The organism is Streptomyces sp. NPDC048192 (assembly GCF_043202415.1).
In the GTDB taxonomy this organism is placed as follows: domain Bacteria; phylum Actinomycetota; class Actinomycetes; order Streptomycetales; family Streptomycetaceae; genus Streptomyces.
On record NZ_JBIDAL010000003.1, the window covers coordinates 417,367 to 439,039 of the forward strand.

The 21,673-nt window shown below is 70.0% G+C and carries 21 protein-coding genes and 1 riboswitch; of the genes, 6 read left to right on the top strand and 15 right to left on the bottom strand.

Features of this window, described 5'->3' with window-relative positions; translation table 11 throughout:
* Positions 1-132: 132 nt before the first annotated feature.
* The 3 genes from ACGFZN_RS07520 to ACGFZN_RS07530 all read right to left on the bottom strand — a co-directional run bounded on the left by ACGFZN_RS07520 (position 133) and on the right by ACGFZN_RS07530 (position 3,011).
* Entirely contained in the window at positions 133-1,167 is a 1,035-nt protein-coding gene (locus tag ACGFZN_RS07520; RefSeq protein WP_393857536.1) for an NlpC/P60 family protein, read from the bottom strand.
* Positions 1,168-1,387: 220 nt separating this feature from the next.
* Complete coding sequence (locus ACGFZN_RS07525; RefSeq protein WP_393857537.1) at positions 1,388-2,731, bottom strand: NYN domain-containing protein; 1,344 nt, start codon at positions 2,729-2,731, stop codon at positions 1,388-1,390.
* 40 nt (positions 2,732-2,771) lie between these two features.
* Entirely contained in the window at positions 2,772-3,011 is a 240-nt protein-coding gene (locus ACGFZN_RS07530) for a hypothetical protein (RefSeq protein ID WP_014672226.1), read from the bottom strand.
* A gap of 165 nt (positions 3,012-3,176) precedes the next feature.
* Between ACGFZN_RS07530 and ACGFZN_RS07535 the strand changes: the two genes are divergently transcribed.
* Together ACGFZN_RS07535 and ACGFZN_RS07540 are read left to right on the top strand one after the other, a co-directional pair.
* The gene (locus ACGFZN_RS07535) at positions 3,177-3,920 is read left to right on the top strand and encodes a rhomboid family intramembrane serine protease (RefSeq protein WP_393857538.1); all 744 of its coding nucleotides are present in this window, start codon (positions 3,177-3,179) and stop codon (positions 3,918-3,920) included.
* Entirely contained in the window at positions 3,917-4,198 is a 282-nt protein-coding gene (locus tag ACGFZN_RS07540) for an Lrp/AsnC ligand binding domain-containing protein (protein WP_330340541.1), read from the top strand. The genes ACGFZN_RS07535 and ACGFZN_RS07540 overlap by 4 nt, the downstream gene beginning before the upstream one ends.
* A gap of 21 nt (positions 4,199-4,219) precedes the next feature.
* Here the strand turns inward: ACGFZN_RS07540 and ACGFZN_RS07545 are convergent, their stop codons facing one another.
* From ACGFZN_RS07545 to ACGFZN_RS07570, 6 genes are all read right to left on the bottom strand, one after another.
* Positions 4,220-5,581: an aminotransferase class V-fold PLP-dependent enzyme gene (locus tag ACGFZN_RS07545; RefSeq protein WP_393857539.1), complete on the bottom strand. Its 1,362-nt coding sequence runs from the start codon at positions 5,579-5,581 to the stop codon at positions 4,220-4,222.
* A gap of 157 nt (positions 5,582-5,738) precedes the next feature.
* Positions 5,739-5,855: riboswitch (SAM riboswitch) on the bottom strand.
* A gap of 91 nt (positions 5,856-5,946) precedes the next feature.
* On the bottom strand, positions 5,947-7,011 hold the full coding sequence (trpD, locus tag ACGFZN_RS07550) for an anthranilate phosphoribosyltransferase (protein WP_393857540.1): 1,065 nt from the start codon (positions 7,009-7,011) through the stop codon (positions 5,947-5,949).
* Positions 7,012-7,130: 119 nt separating this feature from the next.
* Positions 7,131-8,768 carry a cytochrome bc complex cytochrome b subunit gene (locus ACGFZN_RS07555; protein WP_393857541.1) on the bottom strand — a complete coding sequence of 546 codons (1,638 nt, stop codon included), beginning with the start codon at positions 8,766-8,768 and terminating at the stop codon, positions 7,131-7,133.
* Positions 8,765-9,823, bottom strand: a complete 1,059-nt coding sequence (locus tag ACGFZN_RS07560) for a Rieske 2Fe-2S domain-containing protein (RefSeq protein ID WP_393857542.1) — start codon at positions 9,821-9,823, stop codon at positions 8,765-8,767. The genes ACGFZN_RS07555 and ACGFZN_RS07560 overlap by 4 nt, the downstream gene beginning before the upstream one ends.
* Positions 9,820-10,632: a c-type cytochrome gene (locus ACGFZN_RS07565; protein ID WP_393857543.1), complete on the bottom strand. Its 813-nt coding sequence runs from the start codon at positions 10,630-10,632 to the stop codon at positions 9,820-9,822. The genes ACGFZN_RS07560 and ACGFZN_RS07565 overlap by 4 nt, the downstream gene beginning before the upstream one ends.
* A 63-nt stretch (positions 10,633-10,695) precedes the next feature.
* Positions 10,696-11,316, bottom strand: coding sequence for a heme-copper oxidase subunit III (locus tag ACGFZN_RS07570; protein ID WP_351203789.1), 621 nt, complete (start codon positions 11,314-11,316; stop codon positions 10,696-10,698).
* Positions 11,317-11,483: 167 nt separating this feature from the next.
* Here ACGFZN_RS07570 and ACGFZN_RS07575 point away from each other — a divergent pair, with 167 nt between their 5' ends.
* Positions 11,484-11,885, top strand: a complete 402-nt coding sequence (locus ACGFZN_RS07575) for a hypothetical protein (protein WP_393857544.1) — start codon at positions 11,484-11,486, stop codon at positions 11,883-11,885.
* A gap of 13 nt (positions 11,886-11,898) precedes the next feature.
* Here ACGFZN_RS07575 and ACGFZN_RS07580 read toward each other — a convergent pair whose 3' ends face one another.
* The 4 genes from ACGFZN_RS07580 to coxB form a co-directional block, all read right to left on the bottom strand.
* Positions 11,899-13,158, bottom strand: a complete 1,260-nt coding sequence (locus ACGFZN_RS07580; RefSeq protein WP_393857545.1) for an Ig-like domain-containing protein — start codon at positions 13,156-13,158, stop codon at positions 11,899-11,901.
* Between the two features lie 197 nt (positions 13,159-13,355).
* Positions 13,356-13,754: a cytochrome c oxidase subunit 4 gene (locus ACGFZN_RS07585; RefSeq protein WP_330340532.1), complete on the bottom strand. Its 399-nt coding sequence runs from the start codon at positions 13,752-13,754 to the stop codon at positions 13,356-13,358.
* Positions 13,751-15,484, bottom strand: a complete 1,734-nt coding sequence (gene ctaD, locus ACGFZN_RS07590; protein ID WP_393857546.1) for a cytochrome c oxidase subunit I — start codon at positions 15,482-15,484, stop codon at positions 13,751-13,753. Before ctaD ends, ACGFZN_RS07585 begins: the two co-directional genes overlap by 4 nt.
* Positions 15,481-16,440 (bottom strand): cytochrome c oxidase subunit II, encoded by a 960-nt coding sequence (gene coxB / locus ACGFZN_RS07595; RefSeq protein ID WP_330340530.1) that lies wholly within the window; start codon positions 16,438-16,440, stop codon positions 15,481-15,483. The genes ctaD and coxB overlap by 4 nt, the downstream gene beginning before the upstream one ends.
* A gap of 246 nt (positions 16,441-16,686) precedes the next feature.
* On the opposite strand from coxB, the gene ACGFZN_RS07600 reads away from it, so the two are divergent.
* Positions 16,687-18,066, top strand: coding sequence for a cysteine desulfurase/sulfurtransferase TusA family protein (locus tag ACGFZN_RS07600; RefSeq protein WP_393857547.1), 1,380 nt, complete (start codon positions 16,687-16,689; stop codon positions 18,064-18,066).
* A 19-nt stretch (positions 18,067-18,085) separates the two neighbouring features.
* Here the strand turns inward: ACGFZN_RS07600 and ACGFZN_RS07605 are convergent, their stop codons facing one another.
* A complete protein-coding gene (locus ACGFZN_RS07605) occupies positions 18,086-19,060 on the bottom strand; it encodes a carbohydrate kinase family protein (protein WP_393857548.1) in 975 nt (324 codons plus the stop codon).
* A 129-nt stretch (positions 19,061-19,189) separates the two neighbouring features.
* Here ACGFZN_RS07605 and ACGFZN_RS07610 point away from each other — a divergent pair, with 129 nt between their 5' ends.
* Positions 19,190-19,399 (top strand): hypothetical protein, encoded by a 210-nt coding sequence (locus tag ACGFZN_RS07610; protein WP_393857549.1) that lies wholly within the window; start codon positions 19,190-19,192, stop codon positions 19,397-19,399.
* A 102-nt stretch (positions 19,400-19,501) separates the two neighbouring features.
* Positions 19,502-20,992 carry a hypothetical protein gene (locus tag ACGFZN_RS07615; RefSeq protein WP_393857550.1) on the top strand — a complete coding sequence of 497 codons (1,491 nt, stop codon included), beginning with the start codon at positions 19,502-19,504 and terminating at the stop codon, positions 20,990-20,992.
* A 118-nt stretch (positions 20,993-21,110) separates the two neighbouring features.
* On the opposite strand, the gene ACGFZN_RS07620 is transcribed toward ACGFZN_RS07615, so the two are convergent.
* Positions 21,111-21,467: an iron-sulfur cluster assembly accessory protein gene (locus ACGFZN_RS07620; RefSeq protein ID WP_028422454.1), complete on the bottom strand. Its 357-nt coding sequence runs from the start codon at positions 21,465-21,467 to the stop codon at positions 21,111-21,113.
* Between the last annotated feature and the right edge of the window lie 206 nt (positions 21,468-21,673).

Here is a 21,673-nt window from a genome sequence, read left to right on the forward strand (position 1 = left end):
GGCGGGGCGTGGAGTCAGCTCCGGTCCACGGGATTCGCCCGTTCGGACGCCATCCCGAAGGCGTTCCGGGCGCGTACGCGGGTAACAGGGCGGGTTCCGCGGGGGGAACAGGCCGTGCCGCGCGGCGTGGGGTCAGACGCGGACGCCGAACTGGAACGGCATGTCGGACATCGCCTCGTAGCGGACGACGGCGCCGGTGTGCGGCGCGTGCAGCACCTGGCCGTTGCCGGCGTACAGGCCGACGTGGTGGATGTCGCCGTAGAAGAACACCAGGTCGCCGACCTTGAGCTGGCTCTGGTCGTAGATCCGGGTGCCGATGGTGGCCTGCGCCTCGGAGGTGCGCGGTATGGAGACGCCGGCCTGGGCGTAGGCCCAGGAGGTCAGCCCCGAGCAGTCGAAGGAGGACGGGCCGGAGGCGCCGTAGACGTACGGCGAGCCGAGCTTGCTCTGGGCGGCGGAGAAGGCGGCGGCGGCGCGGCCGGAGGCGGGCGGGGCGTCGCCCAGGTTCACGCGCTCGCTGGAGGAGCGGTCGGCGCGCGCCTGCTGGGCGGCCAGTTCCTGCTTCTCCTTGGCCGTCAGGGTGTTGAGGACCTTCTGCGCCTCGGCGAGCTTGGCCTGGACCTCCTTCTTCTTCTCCTCCAGCTGGGTGCGGGTGGCGGAGAGGTCCTTGAGCTTGTCGGCGGCCTCGGCGCGCTCCTGGGCGAGTTCGCGCTGTTTGTCCTGGATCTTCTTCAGGGCGTCGACCTGCTGGGCGCTCAACTGGTCGAGCGTGGAGGCCTTGTCGAGGAAGTCGTCCGGGTTGGAGGACAGGAAGAGCTGGACCGAGGGGTCGATGCCGCCCGAGCGGTACTGCGCGGTGGCCAGCGAACCCAGGCCGTCGCGCAGCTTGTTGAGGTCCTGCTGACCGCGGGCGACGTTGTCCTGGATGGTGGAGATTTCCTTCTGCAGCTTCTGCTGCTTGTCCTTCGCCCCGTTGAACTTCTCGGTGGCCTGCTCGGCCTCCTCGTAGAGCTTGTCGACCTTGGCCTTGACCTGGTCCTTGGTGAGCTTCTGGCTCGGCGCGGCATTGGCGGCGTTCGCGCTCAGGACGACGGCGGCGGCGGCTGCGGTGGTCAGCACGGTCACGCGGGCGCGACTCTGCTGCTTGGGTCGACGATGGGACGCCACGGAGGACGAACTCCTTCTTGTGAGTGAGTGAGTGATCACCCGTTCGGAGGTTCGAGCCCAGACCCTAGTGACCCAGTTGTGATCAGTTCAAATCCTCACACCAGAAAATCGCATCACACAATGCATTCTTTGCACACAACTCACAAGCAGTGATGCGCGTTTGACACTAGGTGGCGTGAAGATCACTCCAATTCGGACATTGCCTGTGTCCGGCGGAGTTTCAGGACAGTCGCTTGAGAAGCACCGCAGACGCGACCGGTCGGGCGCCCGCCCTGGCGACGCCGTCGGCCACCTCGCGGTCCGTGGAGGCGACGATGACCGGACGGCCCGGCGGTTCGGCGCGCACCAGCTGGCGGATCAGCTCGTCCGCGGTGACGCCCGGCTTGGAGAACAGCACCCGCACCCCGCGCGGCGGCGCGAGCAGCACCGGGGCGGCCAGTTCGGCGCCGTCGAAGACGCACGTCACCTCGGCGCCGGTCTGCGCGGCGAGCGCGGACAGCTGGCCGAGCAGCCTCAGCCGCTGCTTCTCCAGCGGCATCTGCGGATAGCCGGTCTTGGTGACGTTGTAGCCGTCGACCACCAGATGCGCCTGCGGCAGCGCGAGCAGCTGGTCGAGGATGGCCGGGTCGTGCTCCGACAGGGCGCGCGCCGCGATGTCCTTGGGGGTCATACGGCCCGGTTCGACGGCGTCCACGGTCTCGGCGGGGCGCACGGACACCGGCGGCAGGGCGAGCTCGCGCCGCAGTCCCTGGGTGGCGTCCAGCAGGGTGTCGAGCAGCAGCCGTACCCGCATGTCCTCCACGCTGCGGCCCTCGCGGGCTGCGCGGCGGGTGGCCTCCAGCGCGGCCTCGGCCTCGCCGAGCCGGGCCTTGAGCCGGCGGGTCTCGCTCTCGGCGGCCGACACCCGGGTGTGCGCCTCGGCGCGCAGGGCGTCCGTCTCGGCCTGGGCCTTGCGCAGGGCGGCCTCGCCGCGCTTGACGTCGCTGAGGGCGGCCCGGAGCTTGCGGTGAAGCGATTCGGCTTCCCTCCTCGCCGACTCCAGCTCCGCGCGCAGCCGTTCGGTCTCGGCGCGGGTGTGCTCGCGGGCGTGGGCCAGCTCGGAGCGCAGCCGGTCCAGCTCGGCCCGGGTCTCCTCGTCGGCGCGCTCGGCGTCCGCGCGCTGGGCCTCCTCGCCGGCCGCGGTGACCAGCTTCACCCAGCCCGCCGGGCGCAGTACGTAGGCCGCGGCCGCCACGTCGAGCGGGTCCGCGGCCGGGGGCGGGGAGCCGGAGTCGAGGGCGCCGGTGAGTTCCGGCTGCGCCTCTCTGAGCTTCTCCCCGATCCGCTGCCGGAACAGCGCGTCGGTCTCCAGCGCCGCCGCCATCGCGTTCCCGGCGAACTTCGCCCGGCGCGTGGGGGTGAACCGGGCGTACTGCCTCAGCTGTGCGGGCAGTTCCGACAGGGTCAGGCCGCCGAAGCCGTCCGAGACGATCTGCACGACCCGGCGGCGCACGCCCTCGGGCAGCGGACGGTCAAGCACCTCGGCGGCGCCGTCGCCCGGCCCCCCGCCCGTGGTCTCCGCCATCCGTCACACCCCACTACTTCCCTGCCCGGGGCCGCTCCGCTCAGGAGCCGGCACCCGGCCTGTCCACGAGTTCCACCTGGTCCACCGCGTTGCACCAGCGGCAGCGCACCGACTCGATGGTCTCACTGACCACCTCGCGCTCCTCCACGGTCGGCTCCCCCGCCAGATCGAGGTGGACGTACTCGACGACCTTCGAGGAACGCGTCACGTCGAACCGGGTGAGGTTGCCGCACAGGGTGCAGCGCCATCGGGTCGTCGCGGTCGGCAGGGGAACCGTCATCGTCGCTGTCCGCTTCCTTCTCGTCATCGCTCGTGCTCGCCGCACGCGCCGCCGGCCGACGCGTGTGGCGGTAACCCTACGGCCTGGCAGCGACTCGCCGCTGATCCGTCCACGGCGGCGAGGCGGTCTGTCAGCTTGCGTCCCGTTACGTCATGCTCTGTATTCATGATCAGCCAGTGGAGTACGGCGGCCGGCAGGGTTCTGCGAGCGGTCCGGAGCACCTCGGCGCCGATGACGTACGGCCTCATCGCCCTGTGCTGTCTGCTCTTCGTGCTGGGCCCGGCCTCCGGGCTCACCCCCGGATACGGCTCCGGACAGGCCCTGCTCGACGCGCAGCGGGCGTACTTCGCGCGCTGGGGCGTGGTGCCGTCCGAGCTGTTCGCCAGGCCGGTGCGCGACGCCCTGACCCCGGCCACGGCCCTGTTCGTGCACGGAAGCTGGGTGCATCTGCTCGGCAACATGCTCTTCCTCTTCGTCTTCGGCACGATGACCGAGGAACGGATGGGCCGGGTCGAGTTCACCCTGTTCTACGTCGGCTGCGGCTACCTGGCCCTGCTGGGCTACGCGGCCGCCAACGCCACCTCCGGGCAGTCGCTGGTCGGCGCCTCCGGGGCGATCTCGGCGGTCCTCGGAGCGTTCCTCTACCTGTTCCCCCGCGCGCGTGTGACCAGTCTCCTGCCGTTCCTGTTCTTCCTGCCGCTCCGGTTTCCGGCGTGGGTGGTGCTGCCGTTCTGGGCGGCGCTGCAGTGGGCGGCGGCCGGGCGCGCGTCCGACGGCCCCGGGGTGGCGTATCTGGCGCACGTGATCGGCTTCGGCCTGGGCTTCGGCTACGCGTGGGCCCGCCACGGCCGTGGGACTACAGTGAAAGCCGCCCCTGCTCAGGCCCTCGAGGGAGAGAACCAGCCGTGATCACCGCGATCGTTCTGATCAAGACCAGTGTCGACCGGATCCCCGAGATCGCGGAGGAGATCGCCGCTCTCGAGAGCGTCAGCGAGGTCTTCTCGGTCACCGGCACCTACGACCTGATCGCCATGGTGCGGGTGCGCCGCCACGACGACCTGGCCGAGGTCATCCCCGGCCGGATCAGCAAGATCCCCGGTGTCGAGGCGACGGACACGCACGTCGCGTTCCGGACGTACTCCCAGCACGACCTGGAGGCGGCGTTCTCGATCGGCCTGGACAACTGACCGGCCTGGACGACTGATCGATCAGACCGCCGGGACGCAGCGGCCGTCCTCCGTGCGGTACGTCCACTTCGCGCCCTCGGTCACGAGTTCCCTCACGGCGGTGACGAAGCGGTCCACGTGCTCGTCGGGCGTGCCCGCGCCGAAGCTGACGCGGATGGCGTTGAGGGACTTCTCGCCCGGCGCGGCCTCGGGGGCGCCGCACTCGCCCTGGCTCTGCGGGTCGCTGCCGAGCAGGGTGCGCACCAGGGGGTGGGCGCAGAACAGGCCGTCGCGCACGCCGATGCCGTACTCGGCGGAGAGCGCGGCGGCGAAGTGGGAGCTGTTCCAGCCCTCGACGACGAAGGAGATGACTCCGACGCGCGGGGCGTCGTCGCCGAACAGCGACAGGATCCGCACCTGCGGGACCCCGGCGAGGCCCTCGCGGACCCTGGCGATCAGGTGCCGCTCGCGGGCGACGAGGGTGTCCCAGCCGGCCTCGGTGAGGGCCTTGCAGGCCGAGGCGATGGAGTAGGCGCCGATGACGTTCGGGGAGCCCGCCTCGTGCCGGGCGGCGCTGTCGTGCCACTCCACGTCCACGCCGCCGTCCTGGCGCCGGGTGACCTTGCGGCTGGCGCCGCCGCCCGCGAGGTAGGGCTCGGCCGCGCGCAGCCAGTCGGCGCGGCCGGCCAGGACGCCGGAGCCGAAGGGGGCGTACAGCTTGTGCCCGGAGAAGGCCACCCAGTCGACGTCGAGGTCGCGGACGTCCACCGGGTGGTGCGGGGCGAGCTGGGCGGCGTCGAGGACGATCCGGGCGCCGTGCGCGTGGGCGGCGGCGGCCAGTTCGCGCACCGGCCACAGCTCGCCGGTGACGTTGGAGGCGCCGGTGACGCAGACCAGGGCCGGGCCGTACGGGTCGCGGTCGGCGAGGGCCCGCTCCAGCGTCGTGACGGCCTGCTGCGGGGTGCGCGGGGCGTCCAGGTAGGTCACCCGCGCGTCCTGCCAGGGCAGCAGGGAGGCGTGGTGCTCGGTCTCGAACACGAAGACCTGGCAGCCGGCGGGGAGCGCACGGGCCAGCAGGTTCAGCGAGTCGGTGGTGGAGCGGGTGAAGATCACCTGGTCGTCCGCGCGGCAGCCGAGGAACCCGGCGACGGTCCTGCGGGCGTTCTCGAACAGGTCGGTGGAGAGCTGGGAGAGGTAGCCGGCGCCGCGGTGGACGCTGCCGTAGTACGGCGCGTAGGCGGCCACGTCGTCCCAGACGCGCTGCAGGGCGGGGGCGCTGGCCGCGTAGTCGAGGGCCGCGTAGGTGACCTCGCCGCCGGTGACGAGCGGGACGGTGACATCCCTGCCCAGAACGGGCAGCGGGGCACAAACGGACTGGTCGGCGGCAGCGGTGAAGACGGACATGGCGGAACTCCCGTGAGGAACACGCCCGCGAGGGCGCAGGACGATGAGAAGAAGGGTGTGCGGAGGCGGGGCTCGGCGGCCCTATCGCATTCGCTTGCTCACGGAAGACTCCCTCGACGACCAGGACCCCTGGTCCCGCGCTGGGCAGCGCGCGAGGGGTCCGCGCTTGCCGTAGACCTCGCTGCCTACGGCCTGGTCCTCACCCGGGGCACCCCGCCACGGACGGAGGGTTGCCGGACAGCCGGCCGGGGCCTGATGGCTGTCACTCATGACCTGGTACGGGAACTTAAGGGAAAAGATCGTCGCCCCGCAACCCGTGTCCGGATCGCGGGACGACGACCTCCTTTGACCGCTGGCGATGACCGCTAGGCGTTGCTGGCCGCCACCCAGCGTTCCAGGGTGCGCTTCGCCGCGCCCGAGTCGATCGACTCGGCGGCCTTGGCCATGCCGGCGCGCAGCTGGTCGGCGAGCGGGGCGTCCGCCGGGTGCAGGGCGACGAGGGCCGCCGCCGAGTTCAGCAGCACCGCGTCCCGCACCGGGCCCTTCTCGCCGTCCAGCAGGCGCCGCGCCACCTCCGCGTTGTACGACGCGTCCGCGCCGCGCAGGGCCTCGACGGGAACGAGGTCGATGCCGACGTGCCTAGGGTCGAACGTCTCCTCGGTGACCTTGCCGTCGCGGACGATCCACACCCGGGAGGTGGACGTGGTCGTCAGCTCGTCCAGGCCGTCGTCGCCGCGGAAGACCAGGGCGGAGTTGCCGCGCTCGGCGAGGACCCCGGCCACGATGGGCGCCATCCGCGGGTCGGCGACACCGACGGCCTGGGACCGGACGTTCGCGGGGTTGGTCAGCGGGCCGAGGACGTTGAAGGTGGTGCGGATGCCCAACTGGCCGCGCGCCGGGGCGACATGACGCAATGACGGATGGAACCTCACCGCGAAGCAGATGGTGATGCCGGCCTCTTCGGCGACCTCGGCGACCCGCTGCGGGGTCAGGTTCAGATTGATCCCGAGCTTCTCCAGGACGTCGGAGGACCCGGAGGCGGAGGACGCGGCGCGGTTGCCGTGCTTGACGACCCTGGCGCCCGTGCCCGCCACGACGATCGACGACATCGTGGAGATGTTCACCGTCTTGGCGCCGTCGCCGCCGGTGCCGACGATGTCGACGGCCGGGCCCGGCACCTCGATCACATTGGCGTGCGCGTACATCGTGCGGACGAGCCCGGTGATCTCCTCCACCGTCTCGCCCTTGGCCCGCAGGGCCACCATGAACCCGGCGATCTGCGCGTCGGTCGCCTCGCCGCGCATGATCAGGTCCATCGCCCACGCCGTGTCGTCGGCGGACAGGTCATGGCCGTCCAGCAGGCCGTTCAGCAGGGCGGGCCAGGAACGGCCCGCCGCGGTGTCGCCTCCAGCGGGGGTCACAGCGCTCATCAGCCGCTCCTGGGTTCGTACACGGAATCAGTGGTGGATTCCCACCCTATCCACCCCGGTACACGCCGAAGGGCCCCGTCCGTAAGCCGGACGGGGCCCTTCATGTGGCGACGCGGGGATCAGTGGTGGCCGTGGCCGCTCGTGATCTCCTTGTACTCCTCGACGGTGGGCTTCGGGATCTGGTTGTTCTCGCCGTAGTAGGCGTTGGACAGCTTCACCCGCAGCTTCTGGCCGGCACCCACCTTGCGCTCGACGCCGTTCTCGTCGACCGTCGGGCCGATCTCGGCCGGCTGGTACTGCTCGTGCGCGGTGAGGGTGTGCAGCTGCTCCTGGCTGAGCGGCTCGTGCACCTCGATGAACTCACCGTGCGGCAGCCGCTTGATGATGCCGGTCTCGCGGCCGTGCAGCACCTTCTCGCGGTCGCGCCGCTGCAGACCCAGGCAGATCCGCTTGGTGACGAGGAACGCGATGACCGGGCCGACGAAGAACCCGATCCGGACGAACCAGGTCACGGCGTTGATCGACAGGTGGAAGTGCGTGGCCCACAGGTCGTTGCCGCCGCCGACCAGCAGAAGCAGGTACAGCGTCATCCAGGCGACACCCAGGCCGGTGCGGGTCGGGGCGTTGCGCGGGCGGTCCAGGATGTGGTGCTCGCGCTTGTCGCCGGTGACCCAGGCCTCGATGAACGGGTAGACCGCGATCGCCGCCAGGACCAGCGGGAAGATCACCAGCGGGATGAACACGCCCAGGACGAGCGTGTGGCCCGCGAAGTTGATCTCCCAGCCCGGCATGAAGCGGATCAGGCCCTCGGAGAAGCCCATGTACCAGTCGGGCTGGGCGCCCGTGGACACCTGGTCCGGACGGTAGGGGCCCATGGCCCAGATCGGGTTGATCTGGGCGACCGCCGCGATGGCCGCGATGACACCGAAGACCAGGAAGAAGAAGCCTCCGGCCTTGGCCATGTAGACCGGCAGCAGCGGCATGCCGACGACGTTGTTGTTGGTCTTGCCCGGACCCGCGAACTGCGTGTGCTTGTGGTAGAAGACCAGGATCAGGTGGCCCACCATCAGGCCGAGCATGATGCCCGGCAGCAGCAGGATGTGGATCGAGTAGAACCGGGCGACGAAGTCGTGGCCGGGGAACTGACCGCCGAAGAGGAAGTACGACAGGTACGTGCCGACGATCGGCACGGACAGGATCGCGCCCTCCATGAAGCGGACACCGGTGCCGGAGAGCAGGTCGTCCGGGAGCGAGTAACCGGTGAAGCCGGTGAACATGCCGAGGACGAACAGCAGGAAGCCGAACAGCCAGTTGATCTCACGCGGCTTGCGGAACGCGCCGGTGAAGAACACGCGCATCATGTGCACGAACATGCCGGCGAGGAAGATCAGCGCGGCCCAGTGGTGGATCTGCCGGATGAGCAGACCACCGCGCACGTCGAAGGAGATGTGCAGGGTCGAGTTGAACGCCTCGGACATCATCTGCCCCTGGAGCGGGACATAGCTGCCGTGGTACACGACCTCGTTCATCGACGGGTGGAAGAACAGCGTCAGATAGACACCCGTCAGGATGATGATGATGAAGCTGTACATGCACACTTCGCCCAACATGAACGACCAGTGGTCGGGGAAGATCTTGCGCATGTTGGCCTTGGCCAGGGAGTAGATCCCGAGCCGGCCGTCGGCCCAGTCGGCGATCCGCTCGCCGGCCGGTGCCTTCCCGCGAGAGCGGGGTGCGTCGTTCGATGCAGTACTCATCCGCGCTCCCAGAATGCAGGACCGACGGGCTCCTCGAAGTCGCCGAGCGCCTGGAGGTAACCCTCGCTGTCCACACCGATGCGCAGCTGCGGCAGGGCGTGGCCGGCGGGGCCGAAGATCACTCGGGCACCGTCGGAGAGGTCGAAGGTGGACTGGTGGCACGGGCACAGCACGTGGTGCGTCTGCTGCTCGTACAGGGAGATCGGGCAGCCGACGTGGGTGCAGATCTTCGAGAAGGCGACGATGCCCTCGTGCGACCAGTCGAGCTCGCGCTTGTCCTTGATGTTGCCCGGCTGGAGCCGGACGATCATCAGGGCGGCCTTGGCGATCTCCGTCTGGAAGTCCTCGCTCGTCTCCTCCAGCCCGTCGGGCTTGGCGAAGGTGAGGGAGCCGACGGCGACGTCCTCGGGACGCAGCGGCTGACCCGTGTTCATGTTGACCAGGCGCTTGCCCTTGGCCCACAGCGTGTGACGCAGCGAGGTGCCGGGCAGCGGGCCGAGGTCGCGCAGCAGCATGACGCCGGAGAGCGGCACCAGCGCCAGCGCACCGAACATCGTGTTGCGGATCAGCTTGCGGCGGCCGAGCGCCGACTCCTTGGCGCCCTGCCGGAAGTCCGCGTGGACCTTCGCGCGGACCTCGGGGGCGGCCTCGATCGGGTGCCGCTCGTCGGCGACCTCGACGTCGGACATCAGGGTGCGGGCCCAGTGGACCGCGCCCGCGCCGATGCAGAACAGCGCCGCGCCGAGGGTCAGGCCCAGCGCGAAGTTCAGCGCGCTGGTGTGCCCGATCGGGAACACGAAGATGCTCTTGTCGTGCGGGATCGTCACGTACGAGGCGATGAAGCCGAGGGTGGCCAGCATCGACACCGTGAACAGCAGGGCGACCGCGCGCTCGGACCGCTTGGCGGCCCGCTCGTCGATGTCCTGGATGCGGTGCTCGTGGGGCGGCAGGCCCGGGTCCGCGAACGGGTTCTCCTCGTCCGCGATCCCTACCGCGCCGTGCGCGTGGTCCTGCTCAGCGGGCAGGTTCTCTTCTGGAATGTCTTGGCTACTCATGACTTCTTGGCCTTTGCGGTCCGAGCGGCGACCCAGACGGCGACGGCGATCAGCGCGCCGAGGCCGAAGATCCAGGCGAACAGACCCTCGCTGACCGGCCCGAGGCCGCCCAGCTCCAGACCGCCGGGGTTCGTCGTCTCGCTGCTGTCGACCGCGTGCAGGTACGCGATGATGTCCTTCTTGTTCTTCGAGGACAGCGTGGTGTCGGGGAAGGACGGCATGTTCTGCGGGCCGGTCTGCATGGCCTCGTAGATGTGCTTCGGGTCGACACCTTCCAGCGAGGGCGCGAACTTGCCCTTGCTGAGGGCACCGCCCTTGCCGGTGAAGTTGTGGCACTGCGCGCAGTTGGTGCGGAACAGCTCGCCGCCCTTGGCGATGTCCGCACCGGCCGGACCGTACTGGTCCTTGGTGGGGACGCTCGGGCCGGCGCCCAGCGAGGCGATGTACGCGGCGAGCTGGTCGATCTGCGTCTGGTTGTAGACGACCTTCTTGCGCGGGACCTGGGCGCCCTGCGAGGTGGCCGCGGGCATACGGCCGGTGCCGACCTGGAAGTCGACGGCCGCGGCGCCCACGCCGACCAGGCTCGGCCCGTCGGAGGAGCCCTGGCCACCGGTGCCGTGGCAGCTGGCGCAGCCGACCTCGTAGAGCTTCTTGCCCTCCTGGATGGTCAGGGACTGGGCGGAATCATCGGCCTGCGCCTTGCCCGCGGGTGCGAACGCGGCGTACAGCCCCCCAGTGGCCGCCAGCGCGAGGAGTAGGACGACGACCGCCGCCAGCGGATGGCGTCGTCGTGCGGAGAGCTTTTTCACGGATTACCCCGGTGTCAGGATCTTCTGCGTCGGTGCTTCTGGATGTGCGGGAACCGGTCCCGGCTACTTGATCAGGTAGATCGTGGCGAAAAGGCCGATCCAGACCACATCGACGAAGTGCCAGTAGTAGGACACGACGATGGCGGCGGTCGCCTGCTCGTGGGTGAACCTCTTGGCCATGTAGGTGCGTCCCAGGACCAGCAGGAAGGCGATGAGACCGCCCGTCACGTGCAGGCCGTGGAAGCCGGTGGTCAGGTAGAACACCGAGCCGTACGGGTCCGAGGACAGCGAGATGCCCTCGTCCCTCACCAGGCTCGTGTACTCGTAGATCTGACCGCCGATGAAGATCGCACCCATGATGAAGGTGAGGATGAACCACCCGCGGAGCTTCTTCACGTCACCGCGCTCGGCCGCGAACACGCCGAGCTGGCAGGTGAGCGAGGAGAGCACCAGGATCGTGGTGTTCGTCGCGGAGAAGGGCACATTGAGCGCGTCGGCCATGTGCTTCCAGTGCGCCGGACCCGTCACCGATCGCAGGGTGAAGTACATCGCGAAGAGGGCCGCGAAGAACATCAGCTCGGAACTCAGCCAGATGATGGTTCCGACGCTGGTGAGGTTCGGCCGATTGACCGACGGGTGCGCGTGCCCGGTTTCTACTGTCGTTGCTGTCGCCACGACCGACATTATGTCGGTCGCTTATCCCGCCCTCACTCCGGGGGGTGCCGTTCGGAGTGTTGCTCCCCGCCGAACCGGTGTTGACGTGGTGTTCATGGGCACTTCCACGGGAGTAAGCTCCGCCCCGAACGGCCCTGTCCGTCCCGTCCGTACGACGCCGACGTCCCGGAGGAACCATGCAGCCGACCGCCACGGTGCTGGTCTACAGCGACGACTCCAACACCCGCGAGCAAGTACGGCTGGCCGCCGGCCGCAGGCCCGCTCCGGACGTGCCCCTCGTCGAGTTCGTCGAGTGCGCCACGCCCGGCGCGGTGCTGCGTGAGCTGGACAAGGGCGGCATCGACGTCTGCGTGCTGGACGGCGAGGCCGTGCCGATGGGCGGTATGGGGGTGTGCCGGCAGATCAAGGACGAGGTCTTCAACTGCCCGCCGGTGCTGCTTCTGATGGGGCGGCCGCAGGACGCCTGGCTGGCGACGTGGAGCCGGGCGGACGCCGCTGTGACCCTTCCGGTGGATCCCGTGGAGTTCTCCTCGGCCCTCGCCTCCCTGCTGCGGCAGAAGAGGCTGCTGAGCGCCTAGCAGGGCGGGGCGCCTACAGCGCCGTCGGCTGGAGGCGCACCGTGTCCGCGGCCGACGGCGTGGTCTGCTTGGCGTTCGTCAGGGCGCTGCCCTGGGTCCACTTCTTCCAGTCGACGTTCCAGTCGCCGAAGCCGTTGCCGAAGTCCTCCATCTGGTGGCCGCGCGAGTTGACGACCTGGACGATGTCGCCGGGGTGGATGTTGTCGAAGAACCAGGCGGCGTTGGCGTTGCTCATGCCGGTGCAGCCGTGGCTGACGTTCGCGTAGCCCTGTGAGCCCACGGACCAGGGCGCGGCGTGGACGTATTCGCCGGACCAGGTCACCCGGGCGGCGTAGTAGACGTTCAGGTCGTAGGAGTCGGAGCTGCTTGCGGAGATGCCGATCGTGGTGCCGCGCATCCGCACGACGTACGACTTCTCCAGGACGACCTTGATGCCGTTGCGGGTGTCGTAGCCGGGCTTGCCGGTGGTGACGGGGATCCGTTTGACCACCTCGCCGTTCTTGTAGAACGTCAGCTGGTGGGCCGCGGCGTCGGTGAGGGCCAGGATCCGGTCGCCGATGGTGATCTTCACCGGCTTGGACGGGCCGCCCCACAGCCGGTCGCCGATCTTGATGCCGTCCAGGTTGCTGTGCACCGTGACCGTCGTGCCGGTGGGCCAGTACTCCTGGGGCCGGTAGTGGAGTTCCTTGTCGTTGACCCAGTACCAGGAGCCCTGCACGGCCGGCACGGAGTCCACCCGGAGGGCGCGCTCCACGACGGCGCGCTGCGCCTTGTCCTTGACCGCCTGGTCGAGTTGGGCGGTGATGGGCTCGCCGACGCCGTACCGGCCCGATTTCGGCCCGAAGGTGACGGTCAGGCGTTTCTTGCTGCTGGGTGTGCTGGTGTCGAAGGCGTAGACCTTGCGGCCGGGCGCGCCGTCGTCGTCCTCGGTGCTCACCGTGACCGTGTAGTGGGCGTTGGCGGCCAGCGGGGCGGTGCTGTGCCATCTGCTGCCGTCGGCGGCGAGTTCGCCCGCCACATGGCGCCCTGCGGAGTCCTGGACGGTGACGTCGGTGATGCGGTCGTCGCCGTCGGCGGTGACCTCCAGGGGCTTGTCCGGATCGGCCTTCTTCCCTGCCTCGGTCGGGCCGTTGAAGGAGATCACGTCCGCCGCGTCGTACGGCTTGGCCGACAGGGGGTCGCCGTCCGGACCGCAGGCGGTGACGCCCATGCCGAGCGCGGTCACCAGCAGGGCGCAGCTGACGACGGTGCGGGTCCGCGGAGTGTGGTTCATACGATCACGCTATGAGGCGCTGACCCCATCGGCGCGGCAGGTGACCCGTACGAGGGATCGACACTGCTGCAAATGAACGACACACCGGCCGCGCCTGCACCGGAAAGCCGCCTTCACCTGTGTAGAAGACGAGAGCCCGGACCCCTCCTGACGAAGGGTCCGGGCTCCCGGATGACGCACATCGGTGCTACCGGCTGCTACTGGGTGCGGTTCTCACCGTGGTAGTACTCGAACACCCAGCCGAACAGACCGACCACGATGAACGGGGCGGAGAAGTAGATCAGCCACCAGCCGACCGCGATGCTGAGGAAGGCGATCGCACCGCCGAAGCCCAGCAGCAGCGGCTGCCAGCTGTGCGGGCTGAAGAAGCCCAGCTCGCCCGCGTCGTCCGCGACGTCGGCCTCCTTGTCGTCCTGGGCGCCCGCGTCGACCCGCCGGGCCGTGAAGCCCAGGTAGAAGCCGATCATCACGCTCAGACCGAAGGCCAGGAAGAGCGCCGTGGTGCCGGCCGGCTCCTTCGACCACACGCCATACACGATGGCCATGATCAGGAGGAAGAAGCTCAGCCAGATGAACATCCGGCCCTGGATCTTCACTTGCCGGCCTCCTTGCTGCCCGCGATGGCGCTGCCGTGACCGGCGTGCTCAAGCTGCTCGAGCGCGGCGATCTCGGGGTGGTGCAGGTCGAACGCCGGGGATTCGCTGCGGATCCGCGGCAGGGTGACGAAGTTGTGCCGCGGCGGCGGGCAGGACGTCGCCCACTCCAGGGAGCGGCCGTAGCCCCACGGGTCGTCCACGCCGACCGGCTTGCCGTACTTGGCCGTCTTCCACACGTTGTAGAGGAAGGGCAGGATCGACAGGCCGAGCAGGAACGAGCAGATGGTCGAGATCGTGTTCAGGGCGGTGAAGCCGTCGGCGGCCAGGTAGTCGGCGTACCGGCGCGGCATGCCCTCCACACCCAGCCAGTGCTGGACCAGGAAGGTGCCGTGGAAGCCGACGAACAGCGTCCAGAAGGTGATCTTGCCGAGGCGCTCGTCCAGCATCTTGCCGGTCATCTTCGGCCACCAGAAGTGGAAGCCGGAGAACATCGCGAAGACGACCGTGCCGAAGACGACGTAGTGGAAGTGGGCCACCACGAAGTACGAGTCGGAGACGTGGAAGTCCATCGGGGGCGAGGCCAGGATGACACCGGTCAGACCACCGAACGTGAAGGTGATCAGGAAGCCGATGGCCCAGAGCATCGGCGTCTCGAAGGACAGCGAGCCCTTCCACATCGTGCCGATCCAGTTGAAGAACTTCACACCGGTCGGGACGGCGATCAGGAAGGTCATGAAGGAGAAGAACGGCAGCAGCACACCGCCGGTGACGTACATGTGGTGCGCCCACACCGTCACGGACAGACCCGCGATGGAGATGGTCGCGGCGATCAGGCCCATGTAGCCGAACATCGGCTTGCGCGAGAACACCGGGATCACTTCGGAGATGATCCCGAAGAACGGCAGCGCGATGATGTACACCTCCGGATGGCCGAAGAACCAGAAGAGGTGTTGCCACAGCAGGGCGCCGCCGTTGGTGGCGTCGAAGACGTGGGCGCCGAACTTGCGGTCCGCCTCCAGGGCGAACAGCGCGGCGGCCAGCACCGGGAAGGCCAGCAGGACCAGCACGGCGGTCAGCAGCACGTTCCACACGAAGATCGGCATGCGGAACATCGTCATGCCCGGGGCACGCATGCAGATGATCGTGGTGATGAAGTTGACCGCACCGAGGATGGTGCCGAAGCCGGAGAAGGCCAGACCCATGATCCACATGTCCGCGCCGATGCCCGGGCTGCGGACCGCGTCGGACAGCGGGGAGTAGGCGAACCAGCCGAAGTCGGCCGCGCCCTGCGGGGTGAGGAAGCCGCCGACCGCGATGGTCGAGCCGAACAGGTACAGCCAGTAGGCGAACATGTTCAGCCGCGGGAACGCCACGTCGGGCGCGCCGATCTGCAGCGGCATGATCCAGTTGGTGAAGCCGGCGAACAGCGGCGTCGCGAACATCAGCAGCATGATCGTGCCGTGCATCGTGAACGCCTGGTTGAACTGCTCGTTCGACATGATCTGCAGGCCCGGCCGGGCCAGCTCGGCGCGCATGAGCAGCGCCATCACGCCGCCGATCAGGAAGAACGCGAACGACGTAACGAGGTACATCGTTCCGATCGTCTTGTGGTCGGTGGTCGTCAGCCACTTCACCACGACGCTGCCGGGTTGCTTCCGCCGGACCGGCATCTCGTCCGCGTACGAGCCTTCAGCTGCCGCGGCACCCTGGGGTTCGTTGAGGATGCTCACAGGTTGTTCGTCTCCCGGTTCTTCTCGTGGCTCGTCTGCGCGATGCCGGCGGGAATGTAACCGGTCTGCCCCTTCTTGGCGAGGTCCTGGAGGTGCTTCTGGTACGCCGCCGGGGATACGACCTTCACGTTGAACAGCATGCGCGAGTGGTCGACGCCGCAGAGCTCGGCGCACTTGCCGAGGAAGGTGCCCTCGTGGTTCGGGGTCACCTGGAAGGCATTGGTGTGGCCCGGGATGACGTCCTGCTTCATCAGGAACGGCACCACCCAGAAGGAGTGGATGACGTCACGAGAGGTCAGGACGAAGCGGACCGTCTTGCCCTTGGGGAGCCAGAGCGTCGGACCGGGGTTGTTCGTCTGCGGGTTCCGCGTGCCGGGGGTACCGACGTCGTAGACACCGCCGGCGTTCGCCGGGAAGTCCTTCTTGAACCGGTCCGGAATGGCGTCCAGGTTCTTGTCGGTCTTGGCGTCGCCGGAGACACCGGGGACGTTCTCGATGTAGTTGAAGCCCCAGCTCCACTGGAAGCCGACCACGTTGACCGTGACGTCCGGCTTCTTGGAGAGGTCCAGGAGCTTCGACTCGTCCCGGGCCGTGAAGTAGAAGAGCACCGAGATGATGATGATCGGGACCACCGTGTACAGGGCCTCGATCGGCATGTTGTACCGGGTCTGCGGAGGTACCTCGACCTTGGTGCGGCTGCGCCGGTGGAAGAAAGCACTCCACAGGATCAGGCCCCACACCAGCACGCCGACGGCGAGCGCGGCAGCCCAGGATCCCTGCCACAGGGAGAGGATCCGCGGAGCCTCTTCCGTGGTCGGGGTGGGCATGCCAAGGCGGGGGAAGTCCTTGTATGTGCAACCGGTTGCGGTCGCCAGGACCAGGCCCGCGGTCAGTGCCTGCAGCAGCTTCCGCCGCATCGGGCGCCGCGGCGAGCGGTCGGAGCCGTTGGGACTCACGTAGCGCCTTCCCGAGAGTCTCGCCCGCGCGGTCGGCTGCGGCCTTCTCGCTGGTCGGTCGCCGCCCTGCGTCGGGCAGGGGTTTGGATGTTTATGCGGACCAAACCCTAGCCCACCCTCTTCGAGGGTTCGCGGGGAGGGGTGCCTACTGGCTCGGGTGGTTCGCTGGATTGGCGGCTGCGGGCCCGTCATGGCTGGTCGCGCCCCTTGGGGGCGCTGCCCGGAGCGGCGGTTTAGCGTTGCCGTATGGCCTACTTTGACGCTGCCTCCGCCACTCCTCTCCATCCCGTTGCCCGTCAGGCGCTGTTGGCCTCTCTGGACGAGGGCTGGGCGGATCCCGCGCGGCTGTACCGGGAGGGCCGCAGGGCGCGGATGCTGCTGGACGCCGCGCGGGAGGCGGCTACCGAGGCCGTCGGCTGCCGGGCGGACGAGGTGGTGTTCACGTCCTCCGGGACCCGGGCCGTACACACGGGCGTCGCGGGGGCGTTGGCCGGGCGGCGGCGGGTGGGACGCCACCTGATCGTGTCGGCGGTCGAACACTCCTCCGTACTCCATTCGGCTGAGGTGTTCGAGGCGGACGGGGGGACGGTGACCCGGGTGCCGGTGAACCGGGCCGGGGCGGTGGATCCGTCGGGCTACGCGGACGCGCTGCGGGAGGACACCGCGCTCGCCGTGCTCCAGTCGGCCAACCACGAGGTGGGCACCGTGCAGCCGGTGGCCGCGGTGGCCGGGGTGTGCCGGGCGGCCGGGGTGCCGCTGCTGGTGGACGCGGCGCAGTCGCTGGGGTGGGGGCCCGTCGAGGGTGACTGGTCGCTGCTGACGGCCAGCGCGCACAAGTGGGGCGGGCCGTCCGGGGTCGGGCTGCTCGCCGTGCGCAAGGGGGTGCGGTTCGCCGCTCAAGGGCCCGCGGACGAGCGGGAGTCGGGGCGCGCGCCCGGCTTCGAGAACATCCCCGCGATCGTGGCCGCCGTGGCCTCCCTGCGGGCGGTGCGGGCCGAGGCGGCCCAGGAGGCGGTACGGCTGCGGGAGCTGACGGAGCGGATCCGGACCCGGGTGCCGCGGCTGGTGCCGGACGTCGAGGTGGTCGGCGACGCCGAGCGCCGGCTGCCCGGGATCGTCACCTTCTCCTGCCTCTACGTCGACGGCGAGGCGCTGCTGCACGAGTTGGACCGGGAGGGCTTCTCCGTCTCCTCCGGCTCCTCCTGCACCAGCAGCACGCTGACGCCCAGCCATGTGCTGAAGGCGATGGGCGTGCTGAGCGAGGGGAACGTACGGGTGTCCCTGCCGGCGGGGGCGGCCGAGGAGGACGTGGAGCGGTTCCTCGAGGTGTTGCCGGGCGCGGTCGCCGGGGTCCGGGAGAAGCTGGGCGCACCGGCCGCACCGGCCGCCCAGGAGGGACCCGGGGAGGTGCTCGTCGACTCCCTCGGCAAGCGCTGCCCGATCCCGGTCATCGAGCTGGCCAAGGTGTTCGGACGGGTCCCGGTGGGCGGCACGGTGCGGGTCCTCTCCGACGACGAGGCGGCCCGCCTGGACATTCCGGCGTGGTGCGAGATGCGGGGGCAGGAGTACGTCGGGGAGGAGCCGGCGGACGGAGGAACGGCCTACCTGGTCCGCCGGGTGAGCTGAACGCCCTCGGCCGCCTGCCTCACCGCAGGTGGGTCCGGACTTCTTCCCCGGCCTCGTCCCCGTACGCCTTCACGAACCGCTCCATGAAGTGCCCGCGGAGCAGCCGGTACTCCTGCGTGCCCACCGTCTCGATGACGAGCGTGGCCAGCATGCAGCCCACCTGGGCGGCGCGCTCCAGGGAGACGCCCCAGGCCAGCCCCGACAGGAACCCGGCGCGGAAGGCGTCGCCGACACCGGTGGGGTCGGCCTTGCGCTCCTCCTCGGGGCAGCCGACCTCGATCGGGTCCTCGCCGACCCGCTCGATGCGCACCCCGCGAGAGCCGAGCGTGGTGACGCGGTGGCCGACCTTGCGAAGGATCTCGGCGTCGCTCCAGCCGGTCTTGGACTCGATGAGGCCCTTCTCGTACTCGTTGGAGAACAGGTACGTCGCCCCGTCCAGCAGCAGCCGGATCTCATCGCCGTCCATGCGGGCGATCTGCTGGGAGAAGTCGGCGGCGAACGGGATCCCGCGGGAGCGGCACTCCTCGGTGTGGCGGAGCATCGCCTCCGGGTCGTCGGCGCCGATGAGGACCAGGTCGAGGCCGCCCACGCGGTCGGCGACGGTCTTCAGCTCGATGAGGCGGGCCTCGCTCATCGCGCCGGTGTAGAAGGAGCCGATCTGGTTGTGGTCGGCGTCGGTGGTGCACACGAAGCGGGCCGTGTGCAGGGTCTCGGAGATGCGGACCGAGGCGGTGTCCACGCCGTGCCGGTCGAGCCAGGCCCGGTACTCGTCGAAGTCGGGGCCGGCGGCGCCGACCAGGACCGGCTTGGTGCCGAGCTGGCCCATGCCGAAGGCGATGTTCGCGCCGACGCCGCCCCGGCGCACGTCGAGCTTGTCGACCAGGAAGGAGAGCGAAACCGTGTGCAGCTGGTCCGCGACGAGCTGGTCGGCGAACCTGCCGGGGAAGGTCATGAGGTGGTCGGTGGCGATGGAGCCGGTGACTGCGATGCGCACGACGGCATTCTCCTGCGGGAGGCTGTGTTGACAGTTCACGCTACCCGGTCGTCCGTCCGCGCTGCAGCTGCCGAAACTACCCGATAGTAGATATTTCTTCGCACCCCGGAGCAGGCCTACGGTGCCGTCATGACGAACCTCAAGGTCCACTCCCCCGCCCCGGCCGACCTCGAGGGCGATCTCGCCGCGCTGCGCGGTGACTGCGCCCGGATGGCTCCGCACTGGGCGGTTCCCGAGCACCCCGAGTCCCAGCCGGTGCCGCCGTCCCGGATCCACGGGGTGAGCGTGCCGGCGCGTTCCGCGCGGCTGCTGGACGCCATGTCCGAGTACGGCGACTGAGGCGCGCGGCGCGTTCCGCGGGGAACCGCGCGCTCCCCTCCCGCGTCCCATCGCCGTCCCCCACGCGGGGGAGGCGGGATACGACCAGCGAGGAGCGATGCGGTGAACACCGAGCGACCCGAGAACCGCGAGCACCCCGACGGCTCCGGACATGCCGAGGAGGCCGGCCCGGGCGCGCGGACCGGACGGCGCTCGCCGCTCGTCGTGGCCGGCGTGGCCGCCGCCGTGCTGCTGGCCGGCGGCGGTGGCGCCTACCTCGCGGCGGACGGCGGCAGCGGCGGTCGTACGGGCGAGGCGGGAGCGGCCGGCTCCGGCGCCACTCCCCCGCCGCTCGCGCTGGACGGCTTCGGCATCGGCGTCGCGCCCGGCGAGCCCGACCCGTACGGCGCCGTGTACGTCGCCCGGGGGCGCCTGCCGGCCGGTCCCGGTTCCGCGCCGGTGTACGCGCCGGAGGGCGAGGTCGGCCGGGCCGCGGTGGCCCGGCTGGCCGAGTCACTGGGTGTGGACGGCGCCCCGGTGGCCGAGGGGCGGATCTGGCGGGTCGGCGGCAAGGACGGCACCGGGCCGAGCCTGACGGTGCAGCGGGACGCGCCGGGCAGCTGGACCTTCAGCCGGTACACGCCGGGCACCGACGACTGCCGGAAGGGCGCCCTGTGCACGCACGACCCGATGGGCCCGGCCGGCGCCCCGGTGAGCGCCGCGAAGGCGACCCGGGCAGCGGCGCCGGTGCTGAAGGCGGCCGGGCTGGACGACGCGAAGATCGACGCGAGCCAGGTGATGGGCGCCCAGCGGGTGGTCAACGCCGATCCCGTGGTCGGCGGGCTGCCGACCTACGGCTGGACCACCGGCCTGACGGTGGACCGGCAGGGCGGGCTGGTCGGCGGGCACGGGCTGCTGGGGGCGCCGGCGAAGGGCGCCGCGTACCCCGTGCTGAGCGCCGCGAAGACGCTGGAGCTGATGAACGCGGCGCCGAAGGGCGACCACCGGATGGGCATCGGCGGATGTGCGAGCCCGGTGCCGCCGAAGGACCGGCTGGAGCAGCCGTGCGGCGCGTCCACGGGTGTGCCGGAGCGGGGGGCGGATCCGGGCAGGGACGAGGCCGTCGTGGAGAAGGCGGTGTTCGGGCTGGCCGCGCACCCGGTCTCCGGGCGGCAGACGCTGGTGCCGTCCTGGCTGTTCCAGGTGCGGGGGCCGGACGGGCAGGGGGCGTCCACGGTGTCGTACCCGGCGGTCGACCCCCGGTACCTGGCGTCCGCGGCGACGCCCTCGGCGCCCACCGCGTCCGCGGCGCCCCGGACCGTGAAGGTGACCGGCTACCTGGCCGACGACCGTGAACTGACCGTGAGCTTCTTCGGCGGTGTGTGCGCCGACTACACGGTGGCGGCGCGGGAGAGCGGCGCGCGGGTGACCGTGAGCGTGACGGAGCATCCCTGGCCGGGCAAGGTGTGCGTGCTGATCGCCAAGGAGTACGTGAAGACCGTCCGTCTGGCCGCACCGCTGGGCGGGCGGACCGTGGTCGGCGCGGACGGCGCCCGGATCCCGCGGGGCAAGCCGGGGGCGCTGCGGCCGGACGCCTCGCCGCAGACGCGGTAGGAGAACGCGGCGGCACGTCTCGCCGCGGGCCCGTGGGACACCGGTACGACGAAGGCGGCGGCCCCCCGTGCAGGGGGCCGCCGCCTTTCTCGGGCCGTCGGGCCGTACGGCGCTCGGCTCAGCTGAAGGAGTCGCCGCAGGCGCAGGAGCCGGTCGCGTTCGGGTTGTCGATCGTGAAGCCCTGCTTCTCGATGGTGTCCACGAAGTCGATGGTGGCGCCGCCGAGGTACGGGGCGCTCATCCGGTCCGTGACGACCTTGACCCCGCCGAAGTCCTTCTCCACGTCACCGTCGAGCGAGCGCTCGTCGAAGAAGAGCTGGTAGCGCAGGCCGGAGCAGCCGCCGGGCTGGACGGCGACGCGCAGCGCGAGGTCGTCGCGGCCTTCCTGGTCGAGCAGGGCCTTGACCTTGGCCGCGGCGGCGTCGGTCAGGATGATGCCGTCGGTGACGGTGGTGGTCTCGTCCGATACGGACATCTACATCTCTCCCGGGTTGTACGGAGACTGCTTGCCGACGAGTGCAACCGGCGCTTCCGCGGATTCATTCCGGGCCGGGCAGTCACGTTGTCGCATTGGTGGTTCCCCCTTCATGCTCGCACACGCCCGGGAACGCCGACAGCGCCCCGCAGGGGGACACGGGCGGGATTCACGTCACATCGACGCTATGGCCATCGTCAAACTGA

What these genes read in the sequence shown, in the direction of transcription:
- ACGFZN_RS07525 (WP_393857537.1), bottom strand. Translation starts at nt 2,731, where the DNA reads ATGGCGGAGACCACGGGCGGGGGGCCGGGCGACGGCGCCGCCGAGGTG.
- ACGFZN_RS07530 (WP_014672226.1), bottom strand. Translation starts at nt 3,011, where the DNA reads ATGACGGTTCCCCTGCCGACCGCGACGACCCGATGGCGCTGCACCCTG.
- ACGFZN_RS07535 (WP_393857538.1), top strand. Translation starts at nt 3,177, where the DNA reads ATGATCAGCCAGTGGAGTACGGCGGCCGGCAGGGTTCTGCGAGCGGTC.
- ACGFZN_RS07545 (WP_393857539.1), bottom strand. Translation starts at nt 5,581, where the DNA reads ATGTCCGTCTTCACCGCTGCCGCCGACCAGTCCGTTTGTGCCCCGCTG.
- trpD (WP_393857540.1), bottom strand. Translation starts at nt 7,011, where the DNA reads ATGAGCGCTGTGACCCCCGCTGGAGGCGACACCGCGGCGGGCCGTTCC.
- ACGFZN_RS07555 (WP_393857541.1), bottom strand. Translation starts at nt 8,768, where the DNA reads ATGAGTACTGCATCGAACGACGCACCCCGCTCTCGCGGGAAGGCACCG.
- ACGFZN_RS07560 (WP_393857542.1), bottom strand. Translation starts at nt 9,823, where the DNA reads ATGAGTAGCCAAGACATTCCAGAAGAGAACCTGCCCGCTGAGCAGGAC.
- ACGFZN_RS07570 (WP_351203789.1), bottom strand. Translation starts at nt 11,316, where the DNA reads ATGTCGGTCGTGGCGACAGCAACGACAGTAGAAACCGGGCACGCGCAC.
- ACGFZN_RS07575 (WP_393857544.1), top strand. Translation starts at nt 11,484, where the DNA reads ATGCAGCCGACCGCCACGGTGCTGGTCTACAGCGACGACTCCAACACC.
- ACGFZN_RS07580 (WP_393857545.1), bottom strand. Translation starts at nt 13,158, where the DNA reads ATGAACCACACTCCGCGGACCCGCACCGTCGTCAGCTGCGCCCTGCTG.
- ACGFZN_RS07600 (WP_393857547.1), top strand. Translation starts at nt 16,687, where the DNA reads ATGGCCTACTTTGACGCTGCCTCCGCCACTCCTCTCCATCCCGTTGCC.
- ACGFZN_RS07610 (WP_393857549.1), top strand. Translation starts at nt 19,190, where the DNA reads ATGACGAACCTCAAGGTCCACTCCCCCGCCCCGGCCGACCTCGAGGGC.
- ACGFZN_RS07620 (WP_028422454.1), bottom strand. Translation starts at nt 21,467, where the DNA reads ATGTCCGTATCGGACGAGACCACCACCGTCACCGACGGCATCATCCTG.